Consider the following 25,313-nt stretch of genomic DNA (forward strand, 5'->3'; position numbering starts at 1 on the left):
CCCGAACCGAGGAAGGCGCCGCCCTCAGCCCACCCGGTACGCCCCCCGCGACGGGACCGCCGGAAAGACGCGGGGCGCCGTGTGTCCCACTGTCGCGAACGCCTCCAGGACCGCCTTCGTCACCGTGTCCGCGTCCGCCGTCTCGACCAGGACGATCGCCGAGCCGCCGAAGCCGCCGCCCGTCATCCGCGCGCCGAGCGCGCCCGCCGCCACCGCCGACGACACCACCAGGTCCAGCTCCGCGCACGAGACCCGCAGGTCGTCGCGGAGCGAGACATGGCCCTCGACCAGGACCGGGCCGACCGCGCGGACGTCGCCCGCGTCGAGGAGGCCGATGACCCGCTCCACCCGGTGGTTGTCGCTCACGACGTGGCGGACACAGCGGCGTACGTTCTCCTCCTCGCCGGCCAGCCGCTCCAGCGCCGCGGGCAGACGTGCGTACTCGACCTCACGCAGCGTGCGCGCGCCGAGCGCCCGCGCGCCGGTCTCGCAACCGGCGCGCCGCTGCGCGTACGCGCCGTCGCCCAGGGCGTGCTTCACACGTGTGTCGACGACCAGCAGCTCAAGCCCGACGGCGGCGAGGTCGAAGGGGACCTGGCGCTGCGAGAGGTCGCGGGTGTCGAGGTACAGCGCGTGCCCGTCGGTGCAGCAGGCGGAGGCCATCTGGTCCATGACGCCACAGGGGACGCCGACGAACGCGTTCTCGGCGCGCTGGGCGAGGACCGCCGACTCGGGCGCCGAGAGGCCGAGTTCGTACAGGTCGTTCAGTGCGAGCGCGGTCACGACCTCCAGCGCCGCCGACGAGGAGAGTCCCGCGCCCGTCGGCACCGTCGACGCGAGGTGGATGTCGGCGCCCGGTATCTCGTGGCCCGCCTCGCGCAGCGCCCATACGACGCCCGCCGGGTAGGCGGCCCAGCCGGTGTCCGAGAGCGGCACCAGTTCGTCGACGGCCAGCCGCACCACCCCGCCGGGGGTGTCGGCGGAGTGCACGCGCAGGACGCCGTCCGTGCGCCGCGACACCGCGGCGACGGCGGTGTGCGGCAGTGCGAGCGGCATCACGAAACCGTCGTTGAAGTCGGTGTACTCGCCGATGAGATTCACCCGGCCCGGCGCGGCCCACACACCCTCGGGCGCCGCGCCGTACAGGTCCTGGAACCCGTCGGCCACGCTCGGACCACTCACCTGTGTGTCTCCTCTCGACGTGCGAACGCCCACGCGTCCGCGACGATCCCGGCCAGGTCGGCGCGGCTCGGGGTCCAGCCCAGGCGCTCGCGCGCCGTGGCGGCGGCGGCGACCAGGACCGCGGGGTCGCCGGCGCGGCGCGGCGCCGCGACTTCCGGTACCGGGTGCCCGGTGACGGTACGCACGGTCTCGATGACCTCGCGGACGGAGAACCCGCTGCCGTTGCCCAGGTTGCAGATCAGGTGTTCACTCTCGGCGGCAGCCGTCAGGGCCAGCAGATGGGCGTCGGCGAGGTCGGCGACATGGATGTAGTCGCGCACGCAGGTGCCGTCCGGGGTCGGGTAGTCGTCGCCGTACACGGAGATCGACTCCCGTGTGCCGAGGGCGACTTGCAGGACGAGCGGGATCAGGTGCGACTCGGGGTCGTGGCGCTCGCCGTAACTGCCGTACGCGCCCGCGACGTTGAAGTACCGCAGCGAGACAGCGGCGAGCCCGTGCGCCACGCACTCGCCGCTGATCATGTGGTCGACGGCGAGCTTGGAGGCGCCGTAGGGGCTGGTCGGCGCGGTCGGGTCGGTCTCGGTGATCGGGGTGGAGACGGGCTCGCCGTACGTCGCGGCCGTCGAGGAGAATACGAGTCTGCGTACGCCCGCCGCGCGCATGGCCTCCAGCAGCGCCATCGAGCCGCCGACATTGTTGTCCCAGTACTTCTCGGGCTTCGCGACGGACTCGCCGACCTGCGAGGACGCGGCGAAGTGCAGGACCGCGTCGTAGGAGGGGTCGAGCCACTTGACCGCGTCGTGGACCCGGCCCTCGATGAATTCGGCGCCCGTGGGGACCGCTTCCCGGAAGCCGGTGGAGAGGTCGTCGAGCACGGTCACCTCGTGCCCGGCCTCCAGCAGATGCGTGGCGACCACGCTGCCGACATACCCCGCGCCGCCCGTCACCAGATACTTGCCACTCACGCGCTCGCTACCTCTCGCAGTCGCTCGGCCGCGGTCTCCGGCGGTACGTCGTTGATGAAGACGCTCATTCCGGACTCGGATCCCGCGAGGAACTTCAGCTTGCCCGATGTCCGGCGGATCGTGAAAAGCTCCAGGTGGAGTGCGAAGTCGTGGCGCCCCGGTTGGCGGAACGGCGCCTGGTGCCAGGCGGAGATGTACGGCGTCGGCGGTTCGTCCGCGCCGAAGATCCGGTCGAAGCGCCGCAGCAGCTCCAGATAGACGGCGGGGAACTCGGCGCGCGCCGCCTCGTCCAGGCCCCGCAGGTCCGGCACCCGGCGCAGCGGGTAGAGGTGCACCTCGTACGGCCAGTGCGCCGCGTACGGCACGAACGCCACCCAGTGCTCACCCGTGAGAATCACCCGTCCGTCGGCCCGCTCGCGCTCCAGGACGTCGTCGAAGAGGTTGCCCCCGGTGGCGGCGCGGTGCTCGGCGACCGATCGGGACATCTGTTCGGTTCGGGGGGTGACGAAGGGGTACGCGTAGATCTGCCCGTGCGGATGCCCGAGGGTCACGCCGATCTCGGGGCCGCGGTTCTCGAAGCAGAACACCTGCTCCACCTGCGGGAGTTCGGCCAGTTCGGCGGTGCGGTCGGTCCACGCGTCGAGGACGAGACCGGCCTGTTGTTCGGTGAGATCGGCGAACGAGGCACCGTGGTCGGAGGTGAAGCAGACGACTTCGCAGCGTCCGCAGTCCCCGGCGAGCGAGGGGAAGCGGTTCTCGAAGACGACCACGTCGTAGTCGCTGTCGGGGATCTCGCCGAGGCGGCCCGCGGCGGTGTCGGTGGGGCAGAGCGGGCACTCGCCGGCCGGCGGGTGGTAGGTGCGGCCCTGGCGGTGCGAGGCGACGGCGACCGAGTCGCCGAGCAGCGGGTCGCGGCGGATCCCGGAGGTGGTGGAGATCGGTTCGAGTGGCCGCCGGTCCACGGCGTCGCGTACGGCGTCGTCACGGGAGTCGTAGTAGATCAGCTCCCGGCCGTCGGCGAGCGACGTCACCGTCTTCTTCATCGTTTTCTTCCTCCGGCCGCACCCGAGCCCGCACCCAAACAGAACTAAACATAACTAACCACGAGCCAACACCTACGTCAACGGTTGCGACACTCGATCACGATCGAACAAAGAACACCATCAAAAGTGTTCAGTTTAGTTAATGGGAGGCGTAAGTTCCGACGGAGTCATTGCAGGCTCCACCGACGAAACGTTCACGCGACGAAGCGGGTACCCCCATGCAGTCCCCCACGTACTACCTGGCCGAAGGACTTCGGCTCCCCACGAACGGCCTCGACTACGCGATCCTGGCGATCTACTTCATCGTGGTCCTCGGCATCGGCTTCGCCGCCCGGGCGAGCGTCAAGACCAGCCTCGACTTCTTCCTCTCCGGCAGATCACTGCCGGCCTGGGTCACCGGCCTCGCGTTCGTCGCCGCCAACCTCGGCGCGACCGAGATCCTCGGCATGGCCGCGACCGGCGCCCAGTACGGCGTGGCCGTCGTCCACTGGTACTGGATCGGCGCGATCCCCGCCATGGTCTTCCTCGGCCTGGTGATGATGCCGTTCTACTACGGCTCCAAGGTGCGGTCCGTCCCCGAGTTCCTGCTCCAGCGCTTCGACAAGTCGGCGCACCTGCTCAGCTCGGTCCTCTTCGCCTTCGCCGCCATCCTCATCGCGGGCGTCAACCTCTACGCCCTGTCGATCGTGGTCGAGGCGCTGCTCGGCTGGCCCCAGTGGGTCTCGATCGTCGTCGCCGGGTTCTTCGTCCTCGCGTACATCACCGTCGGCGGCCTCTCGTCGGCGATCTACAACGAAGTGCTCCAGTTCTTCGTCATCCTCGCGGCCCTCATCCCCCTCACGGTCCTCGGCCTCAAGCGGGTCGGCGGCTGGGACGGTCTGACCGGCTCGCTGAGCGCGAGCAAGGGCGACAACTTCCTGAGCGCCTGGGGCGGTACGGGCATCGGCGACGCCAACCCGCTCGGCGCCAACTGGCTGACGATCGTCCTCGGGCTCGGCTTCGTACTCTCCTTCGGCTACTGGACGACCAACTTCGCCGAGGTGCAGCGCGCGCTCTCCGCGAAGAACCTCTCGGCCGCCAAGCGCACCCCGCTGATCGCCGCGTTCCCGAAGATCTTCATCGTCTTCCTGGTGATGATCCCGGGCCTGGCCGCCGCCGTGATCGTGCCGAAGATAGGCACGGCGGGCTCGGACCTCACGTACAACGACGCGATCCCCCTGCTGATGCAGGAGTTGCTGCCCAACGGTGTGCTCGGGATCGCCGTCACGGGTCTGATGGCCGCCTTCATGGCCGGCATGGCGGCGAACGTGTCGTCCTTCAACACCGTCTTCACCACCGACATCTGGCAGAAGTACGTGGTCAAGGACCGCGAGGACACGTACTACCTGCGCTTCGGACGGCTGATCACCGCGATCGGTGTACTGGCCTCCGTCGGCACGGCCTTCATCGCCGCCAGCTTCTCCAACATCATGAGCTACCTCCAGACCCTGTTCTCCTTCTTCAACGTGCCGATGTTCGTGGTCTTCATCATCGGTATGTTCTGGAAGCGGGCCTCGATGAAGTCCGGCGCCTGGGGTCTGGTCGCCGGTACGACGGCCGCGATGGTCAACTACTTCTGGATCTACAAGCAGGGCGTCATCGGCATACCCAGCGACCAGGGCGCCAACTTCGTCTCCGCGATCGTCGGCTTCGTCGCCGGCGCGGTGGTGATGGTCGCCGTCACGCTGTTCACCGCGCCGAAGCCGGAGGCCGAACTCGCGGGCCTGGTCTACGGGACGACGTCACCCGGCATGTCCGAGGCACCCGCCGAGGGCGACGACGCCTGGTACCGCAAGCCCGCCCTGCTCGGCTGGGGCGCGATCGTCATCGCCGCGGCCTGCTACATCCCGTACTCGTTCTGACAGAAACGGAGGCACACATCATGTCCGACCTGCACAAGGAAGTCTCCGAACTGGAAGGCCGGTCCGCCACGGCGGCCCGCCTGTTCGACATCCGGCTCATCATCGGCGGCCTGTTCACGCTGTACGGGGTGATCGTCACCGTCGCCGGTGTCTTCGTCTCCGACGCGGACATGGAGAAGGCCGAGGGCGTCAACATCAACCTCTGGACGGGGCTGGCGATGCTGGCACTCGGCCTGTTCTTCCTGGGCTGGATGAAGCTGCGCCCGACGGAGATACCCCCGCCGGCCGCGTCGGACGAACCGGGCGCGCCCGACACCGGGAAGTAACCGGCCCGCGGCCCGTCGCCGCGCCCGCCCCGATCGATCGCCGGACCGGCCGCCTCTGCGCGGCCCGTCCGGCGATCACTCGTTCATGGCGCGGTCCAGCAGTCCCGTCCGGGCGGCCAGCGCCGCCGCCTCCAGCCGGGAGCCGACCCCCAGCTTCATCAGGACCCGCTGCACATGCGTACGGGCGGTGCTCGGCGCGATCCCCATACCGGCGGCGATCAGCCGGGTGTCGTCCCCCTCGGCGACCCGCACCAGCACCTCGATCTCGCGCGGTGTGAGCATCCGCAGCAGCCGCTGCCCCTCGTCGTCCGGCTGGGCCACCGGATTCAGCAGTTCGGTGAACGCCCCCTGCAACAGCCCCGGCGCCACGGCCGCGTCGCCCGCCCGCGCCTTCACTATGGCCCGCTCCACTCCCTCGATGCGCTCGTCGTGCCGTACGTATCCGCACGCCCCGGCCGCGAACGCGGCGGCGATGCCGCGCGGGCTCGGCACCGGTCCCAGGACCACGACCGCCACCTGCGGGCGGTCGCGCCGGATCCGTACGATCGGGTCGAAGGCGCCGGGACCGGCCGGAGCCGCCGTCCCCATGAGGCACACCTCGGGCGCCCGGCTCACGACCAGTTCGGCGGCGCCGGCCGTGGGCGCGGCGGCGGCGAGCACCCGGTGCCCGCGCAGTTTCAGGGCCGAGGCGAGCGCCTCGGCGAGTAGTCGGTGGTCGTCAACCACCATGAGCCGTATACCCATCGAGCAATCCCATCCCCCCAGGCCCAGGGCCCCCCGGCCCCCCGGCCGCCCTGACCCGGCAAGCTACACGCTCGGCCGGGACCGCGCGCCCCCATACGGGTAAGAAGACGCCCACTTGTCGAATTCGCCGCGATTCAGGGGCGAACGTGATCGCCGGACGGGCCGCGTGTGCGGCCCGTCCGGCGGTCGAGGACGAACGGCCCACCGGGCGGACCCGGTGAACTCCTGCGCCCACCCCACTAGTTCGTGGTGAACGCCACCACGAGGTACTCCTTGCGGTCCTTGCTGTAGTCGCTCGGCTCGCTGATCAGCGTCTCCGAGGTGTACATCCGGCCGCCGCCGAAGCGGATCTCCGCGCCGTCGAGCGAGAAGCTGGTCTCCGCCTCACGGACGGACTCCTCGGCAGGGTTCTCCATGAGAACCGTCTCCTTGAACGTGCCGCCGTCGATCGAGACGATCTGTCCGCCCTTGTCGTACGGGGGCCACTTGTACGCGATGATGTTCGACCCGTCCATGCGCAGCGGGTACATCGCGTAACGCTCGCCCGCGTCGGCCCGGTCGGTCGTGGCCTTGCCGGTCGCGAGGTCGAAGGAGACGATCTCGTTGGTCTGGCCGTACTCGTCGCCGGTGCCCTCGTGCTCCTCGGTCGGCACGTAGATCCTGTCGTTGCCGACGGCGAGCTTGGAGCACTGCTCCACCTCGGTGGAGCCGCACCGGCCCGCGTACTTGTCCGCGTCCACGGGGATCTTGGCGCGCAGCTTGCCCGTCTTCTCGTCGATGGAGAAGAAGTCCGAGATGCCGCTGCCGTCACCGGCGGTGTCGCCGACATCGGCCGCGACGACGAGCGGCTTGGTGGAGACGACGGAGACGTACTCGACGCCCGCGGGCATCTTGAACTTGGAGATCGGCGTCCCGTCGGTCGGCTTCACCGTCTCGATCGTCACCGTCGGGTCGTCGTACGAGCCGCACTTGCGGGCCGCGACGAGGGCGGGGCCGCCGCCGTAACCCATGTCGTAGCAGCCCTCGGCGTTGACGTCGGGCTTCCACAGGTTGTCGCCGGTGGTGAGGTCGAAGGCCGCGCCGCCGTCGGTGCCGCCGACGGCGACGGTCTTGCCGCTGAGGGTGACCTCCCGGAAGGCGGCCTTGTCGTCACCGGAGTTGCCGCCCGTGACCGACTCGGTCCACAGCAGGGCGCCCTTGTCGAGGTCGATCGCGCCGACCTCGGTGCAGGAGACGTACTTCTCCTTGGCGGTCGGCTTGCTCGCGGCGAAGACGACGGCGGTCTTGTTGTCCTCGGTGGCGTGGCGTGAGGCCGCGCAGACCTGGCCGGGCAGCGGGATGGTCCAGAGCTGCTTGCCGGTGTCCGCCTCGTAGCCGACGATCTGGTTCACACCGGTCTTGACGTACGCCTTGTCGGTGAGCCATGAGCCGGACACGTCGGTGATGTCGCCGACCTTGGGCTGCGGCAGCTGGAAGGCGACCTTGGAGTTGTTGTTCCCCGGGGGCTTCTCCGTGCCGCCGCCGAGGGACTTCCCGTTGTCGCCTCCCTTGTCACCGCCCTTGGTGTCGGACTTCTTGGCCTGGTTGTCCTTGTCGTCGCCGCTGGAGGCGAAGTACACGCCTCCGCCGACGATCAGGACGACGGCGACGACCGCGGCGATGATGATCTGCGCCTGCGTGCTGACCTTCTTGCCGCCGGGTGCGCCGGGTGCGCCCGGACCCGGCTGGTTGTACGGCTGGCCCGGCTGCTGCGGGTAGCCGTACTGGGGCTGGCCCTGCTGGGGATACCCGTACTGCGGCTGCCCCATGGGCTGCGTCGGCGGCTGCTGCGGGTACTGGCCCTGCTGCGGGTAGCCGTACTGCGGCTGAGCGGACTGGCCCGGCTGGCCGGGGGGCGTCTGCGGATAGCCGTAGCCGGGCTGCTCGGGCGGCGGCGTCGGCGCGCCGAATCCGCCGGGAGGCGGCTCGGTCGGTGCGCCGAAGCCCCCGGCCGGCGGCTCCTGCGGCTTGCCGAACCCTCCCTGCGGGGGCTCGTTGGGCGGCTGGGGTGGCTGGCTCATGGCGTGCTTACCTCAAAGGGGAGAATGCGTACGGAGCGGAGTCGGAGAGACACGCAGTGTGTCACTCGCTGAAGGCCATCATGGTCTTCGTCTCCATCTCGGCCTTGTCGTCACTGGCGCTGACCCGGCTGCTGGTCACGAAGAACCGCCCGCCCACGTAGTCCAGTTCGGAGTCGTAGAACGAGCTCTCGATCTGGGAGGTGGACTGCGGGTTGTTGAGCAGCACCTTGGGGGCGCCTCCGGTCGGCGCCAGGGTCGCGACGGCGCCGCCCTTGTCGTACGCCGGCTCGAAGTAGAGGAGCACGTTCGCGCCCTCCATCCGCAGCGGCGTCATGACGCGCTCGGCCGGGGCCTTGGCGCGCCACTTGGCCTTGCCGGTGTCGAGGCTGAAGGCGATGACCTCGTTGGTGCCGGACGAGCCGGTCTCACTGGGCTGCGTCGCCATGTAGAAGGTGCTGGCGTCGGCGGCGACACCGGTGCAGCCGTCCAGGTTGGCGCCGAAGACGATGAAGCCTCCGCCGCACTTGGGCTGGAACTTGTCCTTGCCGCCGTCGATCTGGGAGCGCACGGTGCCGTTGTCGTTGAGCGCGACGATGGCCCAGGACTTCTTGTCGGGCTCGGTCAGCGACAGGACGATCGGATCGCTCGAATAGACCTTGTCGAGTTCCCAGTTGGTCTTGAGCTTGTACGTCCACTTGGCCTTGCCGGTGGCCGGGTCGAGCTCCTGGACCTGGTTCTGCTGCTTGTCTATGTCACCGCCGGGGCACGACTCGGCGGCGATCATCCTGGCACCGCTGGAGATCGCGTCGGGCTGGCAGTCGCCCGCCACCTCGTCGAAGAGCGCCTTGCCGTCGCTCATCCGGAAGGCGTTGGCGTGACCGGTGCGGGCCGCGGTGACCGTGTCGCCGTTGATGGCGAGGGTGATGTCGGAGAGGAAGTCGAAGTTGCCCTGCTGCTTGAGCGTCTGCTTCCAGCCGCCCTTGCCGGTCTTGAGGTCGACCTGCTGGAGAACGGAGCAGTCGGACTTCTCCGTGACACCGTCCTTGATCCCGAGGACGATCTTGCCGTCGGCCGTGGACACCGTGGGCGCCGCGCACATCTCGGCGGGCAGGGTGAGGCTCCACTTCTGCTTGCCGTCCGCGACGCCGTACCCGACGACCTTCTTGTACATGGCCTTGACGACGATGTCGCCGGCGAACCACGGGCCGTACACGTCGGCGCCGTTCTTCGGCAGGTCGACATCGTTCTTCTGGAGCCAGAGGATCTTCGACTCGCCGTCCTTGCGCCCGGCGTTGAGGTCGTCCTGCGCCTCGCGCCCGCCGCCGGTGCCGTCACCGTTGTCGGGCTCGTCGTCCGAGCCGCCGCCGTCGGGCTTGGCGTCGTCGTCCTTCTTGCTGACGCTCTTCTTGCCGCCGTCGTCGTCACCGCTGACGAGGAACCAGGTGCCGCCGCCGATGACGAGCAGACCCGCGACGGCCGCGGCGATCACGACGCCGGGCTTGCGCTTGAAGAAGCTGCCGCCGCCGTTGCCGCCGGGGGGCGGGGTGGGCGCGCCGGGGTACTGCTGGGGCGGGTAACCGCCGCCACCGCCGTACGGGTTGGCCCGCTGGCCGTACGGTCCCGGCTGGTTGTAGGGGCCGGGCTGGCCGGGCTGGTTGTACGGGCCGGGCTGCGAGCCGTACGGTCCCGGCTGGTTGTACGGGCCGGGCTGGGCCGGCGGCTGGCCGGGGACGGGCGGCGTCTGCGGGTAGCCGTAGCCGGGCTGCCCCTGCGGGTACCCGTATCCCGGCTGCTGGCCCGGCTGCTGGCCCGGCGGCGGTGGCTGGCTGGGCGGCTGGGTCATCAGCGCTTCCCCCTTGTCGTACGGTCCTTCGTCCGGTCGGTCTCCCCCGCTGTTCCGGCGGCGGGAAGACCGGCTGTCGAAATGTCAGCCGGTGCCGGCGGAACGGAGCGATTCGGGCTTGGGAATCCGCAGTGTCACGTCAGTCGAGCGGGCCTTCTTTGTATCACTCGCACCCTTGTACGGGAGGGGCCGGTACTCCCCTGTTCCCAAGGGAGGACCGGCCCGTGATGCGGTTGTTACGAGGCCTCTACGCGTCCTCGGCGAGCTCCATCCAGCGCATCTCCAACTCATCGCGCTGCGCGACGAGTTCACGCAGCTCGCTGTCGAGTTTGGCCACCTTGTCGAAGTCTGTGGCGCTTTCGGCGATCTGTCCGTGAAGCGCACTCTCGCGCGTGGACATCTTGTCGAGCTGCCGCTCGATGCGCTGGAGTTCCTTCTTCGCGGCGCGGTTGTCCTTCGCGGACGCGGCGGGGGCGGCAGGCGCGGCCGGCGCACCGCTTCCGGCACCGGAGCGCGCCGGGGCGGGCGCCGACTCCACGACCTCGCGGCGCCGTTCCAGGTACTCGTCGATACCGCGCGGGAGATGACGCAGGGCGGCGTCGCCGAGGAGCGCGTACACCTTGTCCGTCGTCCGCTCGACGAAGAACCGGTCGTGGCTGATGACGACCATCGAGCCCGGCCAGCCGTCGAGAAGGTCTTCGAGCTGGGTGAGCGTCTCGATGTCGAGGTCGTTCGTCGGCTCGTCCAGGAACAGCACGTTGGGCTCGTCCATCAGCAGCCGCAGGATCTGGAGCCTGCGCCGCTCACCGCCGGAGAGATCGCCGACGGGCGTCCACTGCTTGTCCTTGGCGAAGCCGAACTGCTCGCAGAGCTGTCCGGCGGTCATCTCCCGCCCCTTGCCGAGGTCGACCCGGTCACGCACCTGCTGCACGGCCTCCAGCACCCGCAAGGTGGGCTTGAGCTCCCCGACCTCCTGAGACAGGTACGCCAGCTTGACGGTCCGGCCGACGGTCACCTTCCCGGCCTCGGGCTGGACGTCGCCCTGCGTACGGGCCGCCTCCGCGAGCGCGCGCAGGAGGGAGGTCTTGCCCGCGCCGTTGACGCCGACGAGGCCGATCCGGTCGCCGGGGCCGAGCTGCCAGGTCAGATGCCTGAGCAGCACCTTGGGACCGGCCTGGACGGTCACGTCCTCCAGGTCGAAGACCGTCTTGCCGAGGCGGGCGTTGGCGAACTTCATCAGCGCCGAGCTGTCACGGGGCGGCGGCACGTCCGCGATCAGCTCGTTGGCGGCCTCGATGCGGTAGCGGGGCTTCGAGGTACGGGCCGGCGGGCCGCGCCGCAGCCACGCCAGCTCCTTGCGCACCAGGTTCTGCCGCTTGGACTCCTCGGTGGCGGCGATGCGCTCGCGCTCGGCGCGGGCGAAGACGTAGTCGGAGTAGCCGCCCTCGTACTCGTGCACCGCGCCGCGCTGCACGTCCCACATGCGCGTACAGACCTGGTCCAGGAACCACCGGTCGTGGGTCACGACGACCAGCGCGGATCGGCGCTCCCGCAGGTGCCCGGCGAGCCAGGAGATGCCCTCGACGTCGAGGTGGTTGGTGGGCTCGTCGAGGATGATCACGTCCTGTTCGGCGATGAGCAGCTTCGCGAGGGCGATCCGGCGCCGCTCGCCACCGGACAGCGGCCCGATGACGGTGTCGAGCCCCTGCGGGAACCCGGCCATGTCGAGCCCGCCGAAGAGCCCGGTGAGAACGTCCCGGATCTTGGCGTTGCCCGCCCACTCGTGATCGGCGAGGTCTCCGATGACCTCGTGCCGGACGGTGGCGGCGGGGTCGAGCGAATCGTGCTGTGTGAGTACGCCGAGCCTGAGCCCGCCACTGTGGGTGACCCGCCCGGTGTCGGCCTCCTCCAGCTTGGCGAGCATCCGGATGAGGGTGGTCTTCCCGTCCCCGTTCCGCCCGACGACCCCGATCCGGTCCCCTTCGGACACCCCGAGGGAGACCCCGTCGAGCAGCGCCCGGGTGCCGTACACCTTGGTGACTGCCTCGACATTGACCAGATTGACGGCCATTTCACTCCTGTTACGGGACGGCTGGATCGACGTCCCAGGGTAGTCGGAGCGGGGGGTGGGGTGCGGGGGCGGTCCACTCCCCGCTCCGGCGGGCCCGACGGCGGTAATCGGACAGAGGCGAATGGAGTCCACATTGGTCTAGGCCAAACATCGCTGTCTCTGTATCCTCATCCGTGACCTGCAGCACACGAGCAGCCGGGTCCCCCATTCGCCGCTCTAGGAGTCACGGTGAAAACTCGCACCAGAAGCTCGGCGATCATCGGCACCATCTCCCTCGTCGCTTCCCTCGCACTGACCACGGCCTCCGCCGACGAGCCACGCGGCCCGCGTCCGGCGGCCGATGTGAGGCTCACGGAAGTGGCCAAGGCCCAGAACCCCGTCGCCGGCGCAGCCGGGCCCCGCGGCACGGTCTGGATCGCCGAACGCGCGGGCACGGTAAGGGTCCTGACGGGCAGTGGGCTGAGCGAGCCCGTTCTCGACATATCCAGTGAGACGAGCACCGACGGTGAACGCGGTCTGCTCGGCGTCGCGTTCGACAAGAGGCTCGCGCACTTCTACATCTCCTACACGGACCTCGAAGGCACCAGCACCATCGACGAGATCGCCCTGCGCAACGGCAAGCTCCAGCCGCAGACCCGGCGTACCGTCCTCACTCAGACGCAGCCGTACGAGAACCACAACGGCGGCGACATCAAGTTCGGCCCCGACGGATACCTCTACATCGCGCTCGGCGACGGTGGCGCGGGCGGCGACCCGCACGGCAACGGGCAGAAGCTCGACACCCTGCTCGGCAAGATCCTGCGGATCGACCCGGCGGGCGGCAGGTACAGCGGCAAGCCCTACACGATCCCGAAGAACAACCCCTTCGTGAACGACCCCGAAGCCAGGGACGAGATCTGGGCCTACGGGCTCCGCAACCCCTGGCGATTCTCCTTCGACTCCGGCACGGGCGACATGCTGATCGCCGATGTCGGCCAGAGCGACTGGGAAGAGGTCGACTGGGCCCCGGCGAGGAGCAGGGGCGGCGAGAACTACGGCTGGGCCTCGATGGAGGGCACCCACCCCTTCCGCGGCGGCACGGAGCCGGCGAACCACACGCCGCCGGTCTTCGAGTACGACCGCACCGGGCTCGGCTGCTCGGTCACCGGCGGCTACGTCTACCGGGGCAGGGCGATCCCGGCCCTCAGGGGCCAGTACCTCTACAGCGACTACTGCGACGGCACGGTCCGCACCCTGAAGCTCAGGAACGGCAAGGTGACCGGCCAGAGCGACCTCGGTGTCACCAACGGCGAGGTCATCTCGTTCGTGCAGGACGGCGACGGCGAGCTGTACGTGCTCGCCATCGGCGGCAGCGTGTCACGTATCGACGCGGCGTAACCCCTACGAGATCGGGCCCGGTGCCGCAGTCCCGGCACCGGGCCCGACCTGCGTCGCGTCAACGCCCCTGAAGCAGCCGGGCCGTGGCGGCAGAGATCCACGAACGCACCGCCCCGCGAAGTTCCGGGTTGCCGACCAGCGCCTCCTCGTGATCGGGCCACTGCTCGCGCACGGCCCGTACCGTCTCTTCGGCGACGGCGGCGAGATGTGCCCCGGAGAGCGTGAACCGGCGGTCCAGTGCCGCCTCAAGCCGGTCGAACGCCCTGAGCGACACTCGCTCGAAGCTCTTGGTGCCGCCGAACTTCAGCCCCAGGTCCTCGGCCTCGTCGCCGGGCGCGTACGGGACGGTCGAGACCAAGTCGTACACCGGGGACAGTGACGGGGTCCGGCCGTCGCGGTAGATCAGTGACCAGTTCTTCAGATGGGCGTCGCCGTTGCCGACGGCCAGCGAGAAGGCGATCCGCCGCGCCGCCTCGCGGAGCGAGCCCACGTCGTGGCCTCGGAAGGAGAGCGCGGCCACTGTCTCGAAGGTCGACTGGTACTTGTCCCGCGCGTACTTGTCCCGGACCTGCGCGAAGTCCTCGATGTGGATACGCGCTCCGCTGCCGTCCGAGGTCCGGTCGAAGCGCCGGACGGCGTAGGCCCATTGCTCGTCATTGGGCCACATCCGGTCCGGCAGGCCGTCGAGTTCGTCCCGGTGGAGCAGCCGGATGTCCGGGACGTCCAGCCCGGCGGCACGGGCGAGTGACATCACCGCGAACTCGTTGCGGGGCACGTCCGCGTGCCGGTAGTCGGGAAACTTGACCAGCCAGTCCCCCAGTTCACCGCCCACGGGCACGGTGAGCCGATCACCCCGGGCGAGCATCGAGAACTTCAGCGCCACCCCGGCCAGCGAGAACCGCCACGGCGACGCCGCCAGGTCACCCGCGGCACTGGTGCTCCCCGCCACGGGGTCCACGGGTTCCTGCCATTCCCAGTCGTCGTCCGGCCCCTCCGCGCGAAGCACCTGGACTGCGCCGGGCAGATCGTGACCGACCTGCGCAAGCAGTTCCATCTCACGGTCGAGAGAGACTCCGCGGTCGTCGGCGATCCACTCCCTGAGCGGGCCCTCGGGCAGAAGGTTCGAGAACCACTGGGGCAGTCTGAGCGCGGACGAGTACGGCGCTCTGAGGTTCTCTTCGAACCGCAGACCGAGCACAGACCGCTCGGCGTCCTCCACGTAGCGGTCGGTCATCACGAAACGCGTGTAGTCGCCTTTTTGGCACAGCGTGCCGACACGGCGGCCGTGCAGCAGCACCGCGTAGTAAATCTCGGGGAGGGCGCCCATCGTGTGTGATCCGTTCGTTCGTAACCGTTCTCGGCGGTTCCCGCGGAAGCTCAGCCTTCTGTCTCAGGAGCGGCGGGAAGGTCGGTCTCCTCGAACTCCTGGAACTCACCGTCCAGATCCAGGGCGTCCAGCGAGGGAGTGTCCTCGTAGTCCCACTCAGCCATGCGGCCGATGAAGGCCGCCAACTGCGGCAGGATTCGCTCTTGGCGTGCCGCGAGAAAAGCATCACGGTTTTGATCCGCCAGTACGGCCACATCGCGGTCGAGCAGGTGTGAGGCGAGTACCGAGTCCCAGGTCTCGTCATCTATGTCGAGCGGCTGCCGTGCGAGGGCTCCCGGAAGCTCGGAGACTGGGTCTCCACCATCAGGCAGGAAAAGCCGGTTGGCTGGCCAGAGTTTCCTCCGTGCATCCCGGAGCCGGGGAAAAATCATCGGCGCCGCGTTCGCAGCAGTCCTGTCCTGATCAAGAACGGCATCCAGACTTCGCGAATCAAGAATCTCCCCGGTAGTGACTGAGCGCGGATCCAGCGACCACCAGGCACTGAGAATGACCTTTGTCATTGCCTCGTTGGTACGGAATCGCTCGACACTGGGAATCACCGGACCTGCGTCGGAGATTGTGTCCAGCATGGCATGTAGCGAACCCTCTTCGTCGCCGGGGTGAATCTTCGCACCGAGCGTTCGACTGAAAAGTGTGAAGCTGCCCTTGAAGACCATCGGCCCAACGAGCGAGAGTCGCCAGAAGAGCCTTCGCAGCAACCGAATGTTGTTGGGCTGCGGCTGAGGAAAGTGCGCAAAGAATCGAGTCAGAGTCACGAGCTGCGCCCGGTAGGGCAGGAGGGAAATATGAGGTACACCCGCCTCCCGGATCAGGAACTCGACCGCCCGCACGAGTGCCTCTTCACCCTGTGTGTACGCGGTGAGTTGGTCCTCATCAGGAAACTCGGGCTGCGTACGGCGGCCGGCAAGGGAGAACTCCACACGGATGTCCCTCATGGGGTCCGAACCCCGCCGGGCCAGCACTGACGCGAGGACAGTACCGGTGTCGATGCTTCCGAAGCCGGTCCGATCCGCTACATTGTCGGAAATCTTTGCCAGAGTCAGCCGCTCGTCGGCGCCCTGTTCCTCACCCGAGTAGAGGGCCGAGAAGATCTCTGCGCGGTTCAACCGCCGCCCGTAGTTGTTCATCCGATCGAAAATGTCTGTCAGGGCATCCCTATCGTCCTGACGGACAAGATAGGCAGGCACTTTATACTGCCGCAGGGCGGTAGCCACACGCTCGGCCTCATCGAAGTATTCCGAAGCGGCGATTCCATCTGTACGAAACCAGGTAAGGAGCTTCCTCAGATCGAACAGTACAGGCAAAGAGATGTGATGCGCCTCGCGTAGCTTCGGGGTTTCTACGAACTCTTTCGCAGAAAGATCATAATACACATTGAAGGGCTTGTACGGGTGCCCATCCGCACTCAGAGCGTTGGCCAGGCTAATGAGGCGCTGCTGACCGTCCACGACCCAAAGCGACTCATCATGCGCGGGCGCCGTCAGCCGGAGTTTACCCAGCATGAACTCTTCCGGCTTTTGCTTGCGCACCCAGAGCAAGAGGTTCCCAATGGGATATCCCTTCACGATGCTGTCGAACAACCTCAGCACATCTTGACTCTGCCAGCGGAAGTCGCGCTGGAAATGGGGAACCCTGATCCGGCCACCCCAGGCGAGAGGTACCAGGTCGCCAAGCTCGTATGTGGTGGCGGACGGCTGCGCATCAAGGCCTGCGGGACCGGTATTCATGGCTGCTCCAAGGCTTGAGGACATGCCGGATCAGTTGGCGTTTGATTCTTTCACGGACCCCGCCGGGGCGTCGGGGTCGACGGGGCGCGCGGCCCACCCGGATCCTCACCCGGCACGGACCAGCCCCACGGCGAGGGCGACAAGGCCGACGGCGGCGGGGACGAAGTCCCACGCGAGGTGCTTCACGCGAGGGCACCTGTTGCCGCCCCCGCGGGCGAGGGTGAACCAGACGGCCTTGTACGCGGGGGCGGCAACAGCCGTAGATGGTGAGCCCCCAGGCGCGGGCAAGGCTCTCGACGAGCCGGAGCCCCTGCCCACCCTCCTGTACGGCTCCGAGCCCCGCCTCACCTGGCACGGGCAGCCGCCAGGGGTTGCTGTCACAGAAGTACACGGTGGTCTGCTTCCGATTGACCAAGGCCTCGACCCGGATCTGTCGGCTCCGGGTGTGCCGATGGGCGTTGGTCACCAACTCACCAACGCAGAGCCGGGCGTCGTTCTCCGGCGGCGGAGGCGAGCAATGCGTCGAGATCGCCGAACTCAACGGCGACATCCTCATGCGCGAGAGCGACGCCCCGAACACAATCACGACCACCAGCCGAGCCAAGTTTGCCGCCTTCATCGCCGGCGTAAAGTCGGGCGAGTTCGACCACTTCGCCAACTGACCGACGTTGACCTGCGATTGAAGCCCCTCCGTCCATGCGACGGAGGGGCTTTCGGTGTCTCGCTATAAAAAACATGCCCCGGCGCACACTTGCCACGAAGCAGTGTGTGACGCTACCGGCACTACGCGTCGCACTGGTCGTGGCTACCTCGGCAGGCCAGCCCCGTGGCGACGTACCTCCCCCCCTGCCTTGGCCCGGTCGGGGAGAGGCGTCAAAGGGTTGTCCCCGCCCGCCGCCCGTCATGCCGGCGACAGGCGGGGGCGACTCCGCACCGCACGAACCGGCGGAAGGCCCACCCATGCACCAGCCCGCGGCTTCGCCATGCCCGGACACCGAAATCCGCTACTGGTACGAGCACGTCGCGTACCGTTCGCTCACCGCTGCGGGCTCGGAGATCGACAAGATCGAACGCCACTCCGCCGCACCTCCGCCGAGGCGATCCGCCAGATCCGGCTGTCCGTCCGCACCCTCGTCGCCACGCTCTCACCCGAAGAGCGCAAACACGCCCGCAGTTGGGCCGAGGGCGGCGGCTGTGTGGGAGCCGTCGCCGCCCCGCACCGGGGCGAACCCTGCGGGTTCTCGCTCAGCCACCACAGCGCATGGCTGGAGTGGACGGTCCACCCGTACTACGCGTTCCACACCCCCGAAACGCGCCAACTCCCCCTCCTTCCGCGCTGAACGCAACCGGCGCACCACAACACGCGACAGAAGGCGAGCCACCGTCATGACCAGCCCCATCACCTGGCAGAAGTCCTCGTTCTCGGGATCCGACGGCGAGATCCAGTGCGTCGAACTGGCCCACGTGGACGGCCGGATCCTGCTCCGTGAGAGCGACGCGCCGGACACGATCGTCACCACCGACAGGGACAAGCTGCGCGCCTTCCTCCTCGGGGTGAAGGCCGGCGAGTTCGACCACCTGGTCTGATCCGCCCGGCGGAGCGACCTGAGCAGGGCCGAACCCGGACCACGCCGCACGCGGCTGCCGGTTCGGCCCTCCCACCCGAGTCGGCCCGGCCGGGCCCGGGCCGTTGTCGGTGCCGGGTGGGAGACTGCCCGGCATGATCGAACCCAACCCGAACGCGGACCCGCTCAAGGCAGACCTTCTCCGGTATCTCCAATCCGCCCGTGACGCCCTGCTGTGGAAGCTCGACGGCCTCTCGGAGTACGACGTCCGCCGCCCGCTGACACCCACCGGGACCAATCTGCTGGGACTGATCAAGCATGTCGCCGGGGTGGAGATCGGCTACTTCGGCGAGACGTTCGGGCGGCCGTTCTTCGACGCTGCCCGGGTGCCCGCGTGGTACGCGGAGGACGCCGAGGCCAACGCGGACATGTGGGCCACCGCGGAGGAGTCGCGGGACGAGATCGTGGGGCTGTACCGGCGGGCGTGGGAGCACACGGACGGCACGGTCGCCGCTCTGCCGCTCGACGCGACCGGTCATGTCGCGTGGTGGCCCGAGGAGCGGAGCGAGGTGACACTGCACCGCATCCTGGTGCATGTGATCGCAGACACCACCCGGCACGCGGGGCACGCCGACATCGTGCGCGAACTCGTCGACGGAGCGGTGGGGATGCGGAAGGGCAACGACAACATGCCTCCGGGCGACCGGGCCTGGTGGGCGGCCTACCGCGACCGGGTGGAGGACACGGCGCGGAAGGCCGGCAACGGCTGATCCCCGACTGCGGCGGCGGGCCGACAGCTCCGCCCGCCGCCGCGGCTCAGTGCTCGCAGAGGGAGAATTCTCGTTCGTAGAGCTGCTCGTTGTGCTCGTCGACGAAGAACTTGCGCTCCCGCATGAGCTGTTCGCGGTAGTCCCTGGCTTGTTCGAGCGTCATGGTCGAGGTGTCGGACCATGGCTGTTGCGGTGGCACATCGGATGTCGAGACGATCTTCTCCGACGGGTCGACCAGGAAGAACGCGAGAATTCTGCGGTGTCCCGGGCGGGTGGCGTCCGCGAGGCGGAATGAGCCGACGCGGTGTTGCAGGATGTTCGGGAACGCCAGGCAGCGGCCCGCCGGGGTCGACGCCGATCCCAGCAACTGGTTCAGCGCGTCTTCGTCCTCCAGGCCGTAGACGTCACGCAGACCGTTGTCGTCATTCTGTTCGTAGTCCGGGTCGTCGAGCGCCGCGCGGAAACTCAGCGTGCTTTCGGTGATGTTCTCGCTGTCCCAGGAGTAGATGCCGGTCGAGACGATCCGCTCGTTCATCATCCCCTCGACATGCCAGGAACCGCCCGCGTACTCGGGCTTCTCCGGGGTGAGATGAATGGTGGCGAGCTTGACGATGACCTGGAGACGGTGGCCGCGCAGATCGACCCGGGCGGAGTCGCCGGGCAACTCGGGCGGAGTGAAGGCCGGGGCGTCCGGAATGGCCGGACGGCGGTTCTCCCACCAGTCGTCCGTGGCCGTCCCCCAGGCGCTGACCGCTTCCCGGTAGGCCGTGTCGTCGCTGTAGGAGGATTTGTTCGGATACTCCGGCTTCGAGTCGTACCACCCGTAGGGATCGGCCTCGATCCGCGGGGGCCGGGGATGGCGCAGATCGGTGAGCACGTTCTCCAGCAGCGGGCGCAGGCGCGCGAACAAGTCCGGCAGGACGGCGGCCAGTTCGCGATGGGCCTCGGGGTGGATGTTGTTGACGTACGAACTGAAGGCGACATCTCCGTCGTCACTGACGTCGACGTCCGTGGGCAGCCACTGGAACTTCTCGGAGAATTCGTACTTCGAGTAACGGTCCGTGGGATTGCGCCAAGCACGCTCGTGCGCACCGGATACCTCTCTCACCAGGCAGAACAGTGAGGGGTGCACCAGATCCAGTACCTGGCCGTCGGAGCCGGGATGCCAGTCCCGCGCTGCTTCGGGGACCTCTTCCAGAACCCGGACCGCCTCGCGCAGCCGCGATCTGAGCTCGTCGTCGACCAGTGTGTCCGACTGCCACACCCCCTCGACGGCGGAAACCTCGACGCCGGTACGTCCGTCCCGCAGCTCGGCGTAATGGAGGAGTTCGGCGAGAACGTAGCGAACCTGCGCTTCTGTGAGGCCCTGGTCGACCGCTTCCCGCGTCCATCTGGCGACGATGTCGGCATCGTTCATCTTGTCGAACCACCCCCGCTTGGCCCGAATTGTTGAGCCGCACCGCATCATCTGAATTTCCCGAAGCGTGCGCGGTCTCGCGAACGATATGGAACGGGAGGCGTGAAAGGGCAGCGGGAAGGCGGACGGGCCGGTCAACTCTTCTGATCCTCCGAGTCGGTGTGCGGTGGCGGGAAGACTACTTCAGCGGACTGACACCCCGGCCCGTGCGAAGGCCGCCGGTGTCAGAGGCCGAGCAGGATCGCCGAGAGCTCGTGGGGCTGGGAGAACATCGGCCAGTGGCCCGTGTTCATCTCCACCAGGCGCCAGTGTTCGCTCTTGAGCAGCTCGGTGACCTCGGGGCTCGGCTCGGGCCAGTCGAGCAGGCATTTGATGTAGGTCGCCGGGAGTCCGGCCAGTGGTCGCTCCAGCCTCGCCGGGTCGGTCAGCGTCGCGCCCGGGTGCGGCGTGGAGCCGGAGACGAGGCGGGTGATCTGTGCGTCCGTCAGGCCCTGGCCCGCGAAGTCGGCCGCCGTGAGGGGCGGCCAGAAGCCGCCGCTGTCGGCGATCGACGCCTCCACCGCCGCCCGGCCGTCCGGCCAGCCGGAGACGAACGACTCACCGTCCGCCGGCACGTTCGAGTCGACGAACACCACGCGGGACAGCCGGTCACCGATGCGTTCGGCGGCCTGGCCGACCGGGATGCCCGCGTAGCTGTGGCCGACCAGGACGACATCACGCAGGTCCAGGCGCTCGACCGTGTCCACGATGTCCCGGACGTGGGTCTCCAGCCCGATGGGCCCGTCCCGCTCCCCGGCCCGCTCCTCCTGCCGCCGCTCGGCGAGGCCCGGCAGTGTCAGCGCGTGGGTGTCGTGCCCGGCCGCGCGCAGCTCGGGCACCACCTCGTCCCACGCCCACGAGCCGAGCCACGCGCCTGCCACCAGTACGTATCGAGTCATGCCGGGAACCTAACGCGCGGGTCTGACAACCGGCCGCCCGGACATGGCCGCCCGCGCCGTCAGAGACTCAGCGTCTCCAGATGGTCCAGCTTCACGAACCGGCTCTTCGGGCTCGCCTTCCGCACCGCGTCGTGCAGCGCGTCGAGCCCGCCCCAGTCCACCGCGGGCCTGTCCAGCGGCTCGTCGAAGTCGTCCCAGTGCGTCGGTACGACATAGGCGGGGTGTCCCAGCAGATCGAGCAGCCGCGGTACGTAGCCGGGCACGTTGGCACCGCCCGGCTGGATCATGACGAGATCCGCGCGTATCCCTTCGAGGTCGTGCTCGCTGAAGTTGGACGACCCGAAGTTGACGATGTCGAAGCCGTTGACGCTGACCAGATACGACAGGCTCCCGCCCTCCACCAGGTCCGCGATCGTCTCCGGGGCGTCGGGCACCTGCCCCGGCCGGGTGCCGGCGAACGCCACGCGGGGGTGCTCGCCGCCCATGGAGTGCAGCGACCGTACGACCTGCACGGAGTAGCCCTTGTACTGGAGCCGCTCGCCGCCCCCCACCACCGACAGCTGCCGCTCCGGGGCGCCCATCGCCCGCATGGTGTTCACATGGCTCTCGGTGCCGAAGACCGTGGCGCCGGTGGTCTTCGCGAGGTGCGGGACGTCGGTCATGTGGTCGTAGTGCCCGTGCGTGACCAGGATCTGGTCGGCGCGCAGCCCGTAACCGTCGATCACCGCGGTGTCGACCTCGATCGGCGTCTCCGGGGCCGCGCCCGCCTCGGAGTAGGTGCCGGTCCAGAAGCGGGTGAGCCAGGGGTCGATCAGTACGGTGGCGGCCGAGTCACCGGCGCCGATCCGGATCTCCCAGCCGTTGTTGCCGAGCCAGCGCAGCCGCAGATCGCCGGGCGGCGCGGCCCGGCCGGCGGAGGGGCGCGCGGACGGGCCGGCGCTCGCGGTGCCGACGGCCGTCGCGGCCACGCCGGCGCCGACCGCCGCCGAGGCGCCCAGCAGGCCCCGCCGGGTGATGAGGTTCCGTCGTCGCTCGCTCTTCCTGGCGTTGCTCTCGCCGTTGGTCCCGCCGTTGTTCTCGCGCAAGCTCATGTGCGTCAGTGCCCTTCGTCGTACGGCCGGCTCCCCCGGAGGCAGCGGCCGGTGTGGCGAACAGGACGGGATCACAGCACGCCCGCGGCTGCCCGGTCCAAGACCCTGACCTCCTGTAACTCATATCGAGGCCGATATCGTCGCAGCGTGGACCTGTTGCGACAGCTGCGTCACTTCACCGTGGTGGGCGAGGAACTGCACTTCGGCCGGGCGGCCGAACGCCTCGGCATGGCGCAGCCGCCGCTGAGCCAGCGCATCCGCGAACTGGAGCGGGAGTTGGGCGTCGAACTCTTCGACCGCTCGCGCCGCCAGGTGCGGCTCACACCGGCCGGCGCCGTACTCCTCGACGAAGCCCGTGAACTGCTCGCCGGTGTGGGGCGGATGCGGGAGCTGGTGGCCAGGGCGGGGCGCGGCGAGTACGGCACGCTGCGGGTGGGGGTGCCGCCGGAGCTGCCGGGCAGCGTACTGGGGGCCGTACTCACCGAGTTCGCCGCGCTGACACCCGAAGTCCGGCTGGAGCTGCGGGAGTTCACCACGGCCGAGCAGCTGGAACTGCTGGCCGGGCACGGTCTGGACGCCGGACTCGTCCACCATCCGCTCGATCCCGCCGCCGGTCTGGACAGCGGCCCGGTGATCGAGCCTCCGCTGGGGGTGGTGCTGCCGCGCGTCCCGCCGCTCGCGGAAGAGGCGGCCTCCGGCGGCGACATCACACTCGCCGAGCTGGCGGGCCGGGCACTGGTCACGCATCCGCGCGAGGCGGCGCCCGCGCTGTACGACGCGACGCTCGCGGCCTGCCGTGACGAGGGTTTCCACCCGGTGCGGGTGTCGACGGCGCGCAGCCCCGAGGTGATGCTCGGCCTGGTCATCGCCGGGCACGGGGTGGCCTTCAGCCACCCGGCGATCGCGCGGAAGGAACCACGGGTCATCTGGCGCCCGCTGGCGCTCCGCGCGCCGCTGTGGCGGCTGGTCTTCGCGTGGCCGGCGCGGGCGCCGCACCCGGCGGTGGGGCCGCTGGTGCGGGCGGCGACCGGGATTCTGCGCGGTCACCCGGGCGGTGCCCTGTCTTCTCCCGGACCGGGCGCCGAGCCCGCTCCCCGACCCTGGAACGCGGTGTACGAGCGGTCATGAACGGAACGGACATCACGCACACCGGGGAACTCCCCCGCCCTCCCGGGCTCCCGCGACCGGGCGAACTCCCCCGCCGCTTCGAACTCCTCGGCGCCCGCCTGTGGTTGCACGCCCGCTGCGTCGACTGCGGACGCGCGGCCGGCCACGCGGAGGACGAGCCCGTGGTGCTGGCCTCCGTGGTGAAGGTGCTGCTGGTACTGGAGTTCTTCCGGCAGGTCGTCGCCGGGCAGCTCGATCCGGCCGAACGGGCCGTCGTACGCGCGGCGGACCGGCTCGGCGGTACGGGAACGGCCGGCTTCCACGACGACGTGGAGCTGAGCCTGCGCGATCTCGCCCTCATGACGATGTCCGTGAGCGACAACACCGCCGCCGACATCCTCTTCCGGCGCGTCGGCCTGGACACGGTGCAGGCCCTGGCCCGCCAACTCGGCCTGGAGCGCGCCCGGGTGACGGGCGCGCCGCGCGAGGTGCTGGAGAGCATGCTGGAGGATCTGGGGGCTGCCGACGCGGACGCCTTCGCCTCGGCATTCGCCGCGCTGCCCGCCGAGGAGGTCCACCGGCTGCGCGCCCTGGACCCGGCGCGTACGACGAGCGCGACACCGCGCGAGATGACACGGCTGCTGAGCCTGGTGTGGAACGACCGCGCGGGCGCGGCGGCGGCCTGCGCGGGCGTCCGCGAACTCATGTCGGGCCAGGTGAACGGCGCTCGGCTGGGCGCGGCGTTCGACCGCTTCACCACGGTGGCGGCGAAGAGCGGCACGCTGCCGGGCATACGCAACGAGATCGGTGTCGTCACCTACCCCGACGGCGCGCGCTACGCGGTCGCGGTCTTCACCCGCACCGCCTCCCTCTCCACCCGCCGCCCGGACCTGGACGCGGCGATCGGCGGGGCGGGGCGTGAGGCGGTGGAGGGGCTGCGGGGGTGCTGCGGGCGGGCGGGCCCGCCGAGCGCGCCCGGCGGATGAGGGCAGAGCGCCTGCCGGGCGGACCCGGCGAACCGGCCGGCGGGACATCCGCCGAGTCCACGCAGAATCACCAGGAGCACCCTTTGACCGTCGAACTGCGAGTCGATCCCACCCCCGCCGGGCACCCCGCCCTCGGTCTGCGCCCCTGGCGCGACAGCGACATCGAGCCGCTGATCGGCATCTACCGTGACCCCCTGCTGCGGAAGTGGACCCGGCTGCACGTGACCGGAGCCGAGGACGGCGCGCGCTGGATGGCGGTCCAGTCGGACGGGTGGCGCACCGGGCAGCGGCTGAGTTTCGCCGTACTCGAAGGGGACCGGCTCGTCGGCAACGTCGCCGTCAAGCGGGGGGCGGTGCCGAGCGAGTGTGCCGAGGTCGGGTACTGGACGGCCGCCGAAGCGCGCGGGCGCGGGATCGCGTCGCGCGCCGTGGCCGCCCTGACCGACTGGGCGTTCGACACACTCGACGGCGTCACGCGGCTCGAACTGCTCCACCAGATCGACAACACGGCTTCGTGCCGCGTCGCGGAGAAGACCGGTTACGTGTACCGCCGGACGCTGGCCGCCCGCCCGCCGTTCCCTCTGGACGGGCACCAGCACATACGCGAGGCTCCCCGGCCGCGATGACGGCCAGGGCCTGTCGTTTGGATCAGGCCGGATCAGGGAGCGGGGTCCGGTGCGTGCGATCGCAGGGCGGAGGATCGCATCCGTACCGGGCGCACTCGGGCGAGTCCGACAATGCGGCGGGCGTGCGTGCCAGGCGTCGTGAGCCAGACGCCGGTTCGAAGACAGGACCTAGTGGTCGTCGTCCGGG

The 25,313-nt window shown here is 69.3% G+C and carries 23 protein-coding genes; 10 read left to right on the plus strand and 13 right to left on the minus strand.

The genetic code is table 11. The features are described from left to right. Nucleotides 1-24: 24 nt before the first annotated feature. Genes galK through galT form a run of 3 tightly spaced genes read right to left on the minus strand, consistent with a single transcriptional unit; the run spans nt 25 to nt 3,190 of the window. Nucleotides 25-1,182: a galactokinase gene (gene galK / locus SSPS47_RS12655; protein ID WP_164251075.1), complete on the minus strand. Its 1,158-nt coding sequence runs from the start codon at nt 1,180-1,182 to the stop codon at nt 25-27. Continuing rightward, complete coding sequence (galE, locus tag SSPS47_RS12660; protein ID WP_164251077.1) at nt 1,179-2,147, minus strand: UDP-glucose 4-epimerase GalE; 969 nt, start codon at nt 2,145-2,147, stop codon at nt 1,179-1,181. Before galE ends, galK begins: the two co-directional genes overlap by 4 nt. Then, the gene (gene galT, locus SSPS47_RS12665) at nt 2,144-3,190 is read right to left on the minus strand and encodes a galactose-1-phosphate uridylyltransferase (protein ID WP_164251079.1); all 1,047 of its coding nucleotides are present in this window, start codon (nt 3,188-3,190) and stop codon (nt 2,144-2,146) included. Before galT ends, galE begins: the two co-directional genes overlap by 4 nt. Nucleotides 3,191-3,408: 218 nt before the next feature. Between galT and SSPS47_RS12670 the strand changes: the two genes are divergently transcribed. Continuing rightward, nucleotides 3,409-5,091, plus strand: a complete 1,683-nt coding sequence (locus SSPS47_RS12670) for a sodium:solute symporter family protein (RefSeq protein WP_164251081.1) — start codon at nt 3,409-3,411, stop codon at nt 5,089-5,091. A gap of 20 nt (nt 5,092-5,111) precedes the next feature. Beyond that, nucleotides 5,112-5,417, plus strand: a complete 306-nt coding sequence (locus SSPS47_RS12675; RefSeq protein ID WP_164251083.1) for a hypothetical protein — start codon at nt 5,112-5,114, stop codon at nt 5,415-5,417. A gap of 75 nt (nt 5,418-5,492) precedes the next feature. Here SSPS47_RS12675 and SSPS47_RS12680 read toward each other — a convergent pair whose 3' ends face one another. The 4 genes from SSPS47_RS12680 to SSPS47_RS12695 form a co-directional block, all read right to left on the minus strand. Continuing rightward, nucleotides 5,493-6,161 carry a LuxR C-terminal-related transcriptional regulator gene (locus SSPS47_RS12680; protein ID WP_164251085.1) on the minus strand — a complete coding sequence of 223 codons (669 nt, stop codon included), beginning with the start codon at nt 6,159-6,161 and terminating at the stop codon, nt 5,493-5,495. 239 nt (nt 6,162-6,400) lie between these two features. Beyond that, entirely contained in the window at nt 6,401-8,221 is a 1,821-nt protein-coding gene (locus SSPS47_RS12685) for a PQQ-binding-like beta-propeller repeat protein (RefSeq protein ID WP_164251087.1), read from the minus strand. 61 nt (nt 8,222-8,282) lie between these two features. Continuing rightward, nucleotides 8,283-10,064 carry a PQQ-binding-like beta-propeller repeat protein gene (locus SSPS47_RS12690; RefSeq protein ID WP_164251089.1) on the minus strand — a complete coding sequence of 594 codons (1,782 nt, stop codon included), beginning with the start codon at nt 10,062-10,064 and terminating at the stop codon, nt 8,283-8,285. 247 nt (nt 10,065-10,311) lie between these two features. Further along, complete coding sequence (locus SSPS47_RS12695; protein ID WP_164251091.1) at nt 10,312-12,135, minus strand: ABC-F family ATP-binding cassette domain-containing protein; 1,824 nt, start codon at nt 12,133-12,135, stop codon at nt 10,312-10,314. A 228-nt stretch (nt 12,136-12,363) separates the two neighbouring features. Between SSPS47_RS12695 and SSPS47_RS12700 the strand changes: the two genes are divergently transcribed. Continuing rightward, nucleotides 12,364-13,512, plus strand: a complete 1,149-nt coding sequence (locus SSPS47_RS12700) for a PQQ-dependent sugar dehydrogenase (RefSeq protein ID WP_164251092.1) — start codon at nt 12,364-12,366, stop codon at nt 13,510-13,512. A gap of 58 nt (nt 13,513-13,570) precedes the next feature. Here SSPS47_RS12700 and SSPS47_RS12705 read toward each other — a convergent pair whose 3' ends face one another. The 3 genes from SSPS47_RS12705 to SSPS47_RS35320 are packed head-to-tail and all read right to left on the minus strand — an operon-like array spanning nt 13,571 to nt 17,092. Further along, a complete protein-coding gene (locus SSPS47_RS12705; protein WP_164251094.1) occupies nt 13,571-14,839 on the minus strand; it encodes a HipA domain-containing protein in 1,269 nt (422 codons plus the stop codon). A 50-nt stretch (nt 14,840-14,889) separates the two neighbouring features. Further along, a complete protein-coding gene (locus tag SSPS47_RS12710; RefSeq protein WP_164251096.1) occupies nt 14,890-16,626 on the minus strand; it encodes a DUF262 domain-containing protein in 1,737 nt (578 codons plus the stop codon). Further along, a complete protein-coding gene (locus SSPS47_RS35320) occupies nt 16,601-17,092 on the minus strand; it encodes an ATP-binding protein (RefSeq protein ID WP_343234875.1) in 492 nt (163 codons plus the stop codon). The genes SSPS47_RS12710 and SSPS47_RS35320 overlap by 26 nt, the downstream gene beginning before the upstream one ends. Between SSPS47_RS35320 and SSPS47_RS35325 the strand changes: the two genes are divergently transcribed. The 4 genes from SSPS47_RS35325 to SSPS47_RS12730 all read left to right on the plus strand — a co-directional run bounded on the left by SSPS47_RS35325 (nt 17,034) and on the right by SSPS47_RS12730 (nt 18,961). Continuing rightward, nucleotides 17,034-17,288, plus strand: coding sequence for a DUF397 domain-containing protein (locus SSPS47_RS35325; protein WP_343234876.1), 255 nt, complete (start codon nt 17,034-17,036; stop codon nt 17,286-17,288). The two genes, SSPS47_RS35320 and SSPS47_RS35325, sit on opposite strands and share 59 nt — an antisense overlap. Before the next feature lie 321 nt (nt 17,289-17,609). Then, nucleotides 17,610-17,966 carry a hypothetical protein gene (locus tag SSPS47_RS12720; RefSeq protein ID WP_164251098.1) on the plus strand — a complete coding sequence of 119 codons (357 nt, stop codon included), beginning with the start codon at nt 17,610-17,612 and terminating at the stop codon, nt 17,964-17,966. 46 nt (nt 17,967-18,012) lie between these two features. Continuing rightward, the gene (locus tag SSPS47_RS12725) at nt 18,013-18,213 is read left to right on the plus strand and encodes a DUF397 domain-containing protein (RefSeq protein ID WP_164251100.1); all 201 of its coding nucleotides are present in this window, start codon (nt 18,013-18,015) and stop codon (nt 18,211-18,213) included. Between the two features lie 133 nt (nt 18,214-18,346). Beyond that, the gene (locus SSPS47_RS12730; protein ID WP_164251103.1) at nt 18,347-18,961 is read left to right on the plus strand and encodes a DinB family protein; all 615 of its coding nucleotides are present in this window, start codon (nt 18,347-18,349) and stop codon (nt 18,959-18,961) included. 46 nt (nt 18,962-19,007) lie between these two features. Here SSPS47_RS12730 and SSPS47_RS12735 read toward each other — a convergent pair whose 3' ends face one another. From SSPS47_RS12735 to SSPS47_RS12745, 3 genes are all read right to left on the minus strand, one after another. Next, nucleotides 19,008-20,516, minus strand: coding sequence for a DUF4246 domain-containing protein (locus SSPS47_RS12735; protein WP_164251105.1), 1,509 nt, complete (start codon nt 20,514-20,516; stop codon nt 19,008-19,010). 86 nt (nt 20,517-20,602) lie between these two features. Continuing rightward, entirely contained in the window at nt 20,603-21,316 is a 714-nt protein-coding gene (locus SSPS47_RS12740; protein ID WP_164251106.1) for an alpha/beta hydrolase, read from the minus strand. Between the two features lie 59 nt (nt 21,317-21,375). Next, nucleotides 21,376-22,407: an MBL fold metallo-hydrolase gene (locus tag SSPS47_RS12745; RefSeq protein WP_164251108.1), complete on the minus strand. Its 1,032-nt coding sequence runs from the start codon at nt 22,405-22,407 to the stop codon at nt 21,376-21,378. Between the two features lie 147 nt (nt 22,408-22,554). Here SSPS47_RS12745 and SSPS47_RS12750 point away from each other — a divergent pair, with 147 nt between their 5' ends. The 3 genes from SSPS47_RS12750 to SSPS47_RS12760 all read left to right on the plus strand — a co-directional run bounded on the left by SSPS47_RS12750 (nt 22,555) and on the right by SSPS47_RS12760 (nt 25,126). Further along, nucleotides 22,555-23,535 carry a LysR substrate-binding domain-containing protein gene (locus SSPS47_RS12750; RefSeq protein WP_164251110.1) on the plus strand — a complete coding sequence of 327 codons (981 nt, stop codon included), beginning with the start codon at nt 22,555-22,557 and terminating at the stop codon, nt 23,533-23,535. After that, nucleotides 23,532-24,500 carry a serine hydrolase gene (locus SSPS47_RS12755; protein WP_164251112.1) on the plus strand — a complete coding sequence of 323 codons (969 nt, stop codon included), beginning with the start codon at nt 23,532-23,534 and terminating at the stop codon, nt 24,498-24,500. The genes SSPS47_RS12750 and SSPS47_RS12755 overlap by 4 nt, the downstream gene beginning before the upstream one ends. Nucleotides 24,501-24,583: 83 nt before the next feature. Further along, nucleotides 24,584-25,126, plus strand: a complete 543-nt coding sequence (locus tag SSPS47_RS12760) for a GNAT family N-acetyltransferase (protein WP_239064873.1) — start codon at nt 24,584-24,586, stop codon at nt 25,124-25,126. The last annotated feature ends 187 nt before the right edge of the window (nt 25,127-25,313 follow it).

The sequence above is a fragment of the Streptomyces sp. S4.7 genome (assembly GCF_010384365.1).
GTDB lineage: Bacteria > Actinomycetota > Actinomycetes > Streptomycetales > Streptomycetaceae > Streptomyces.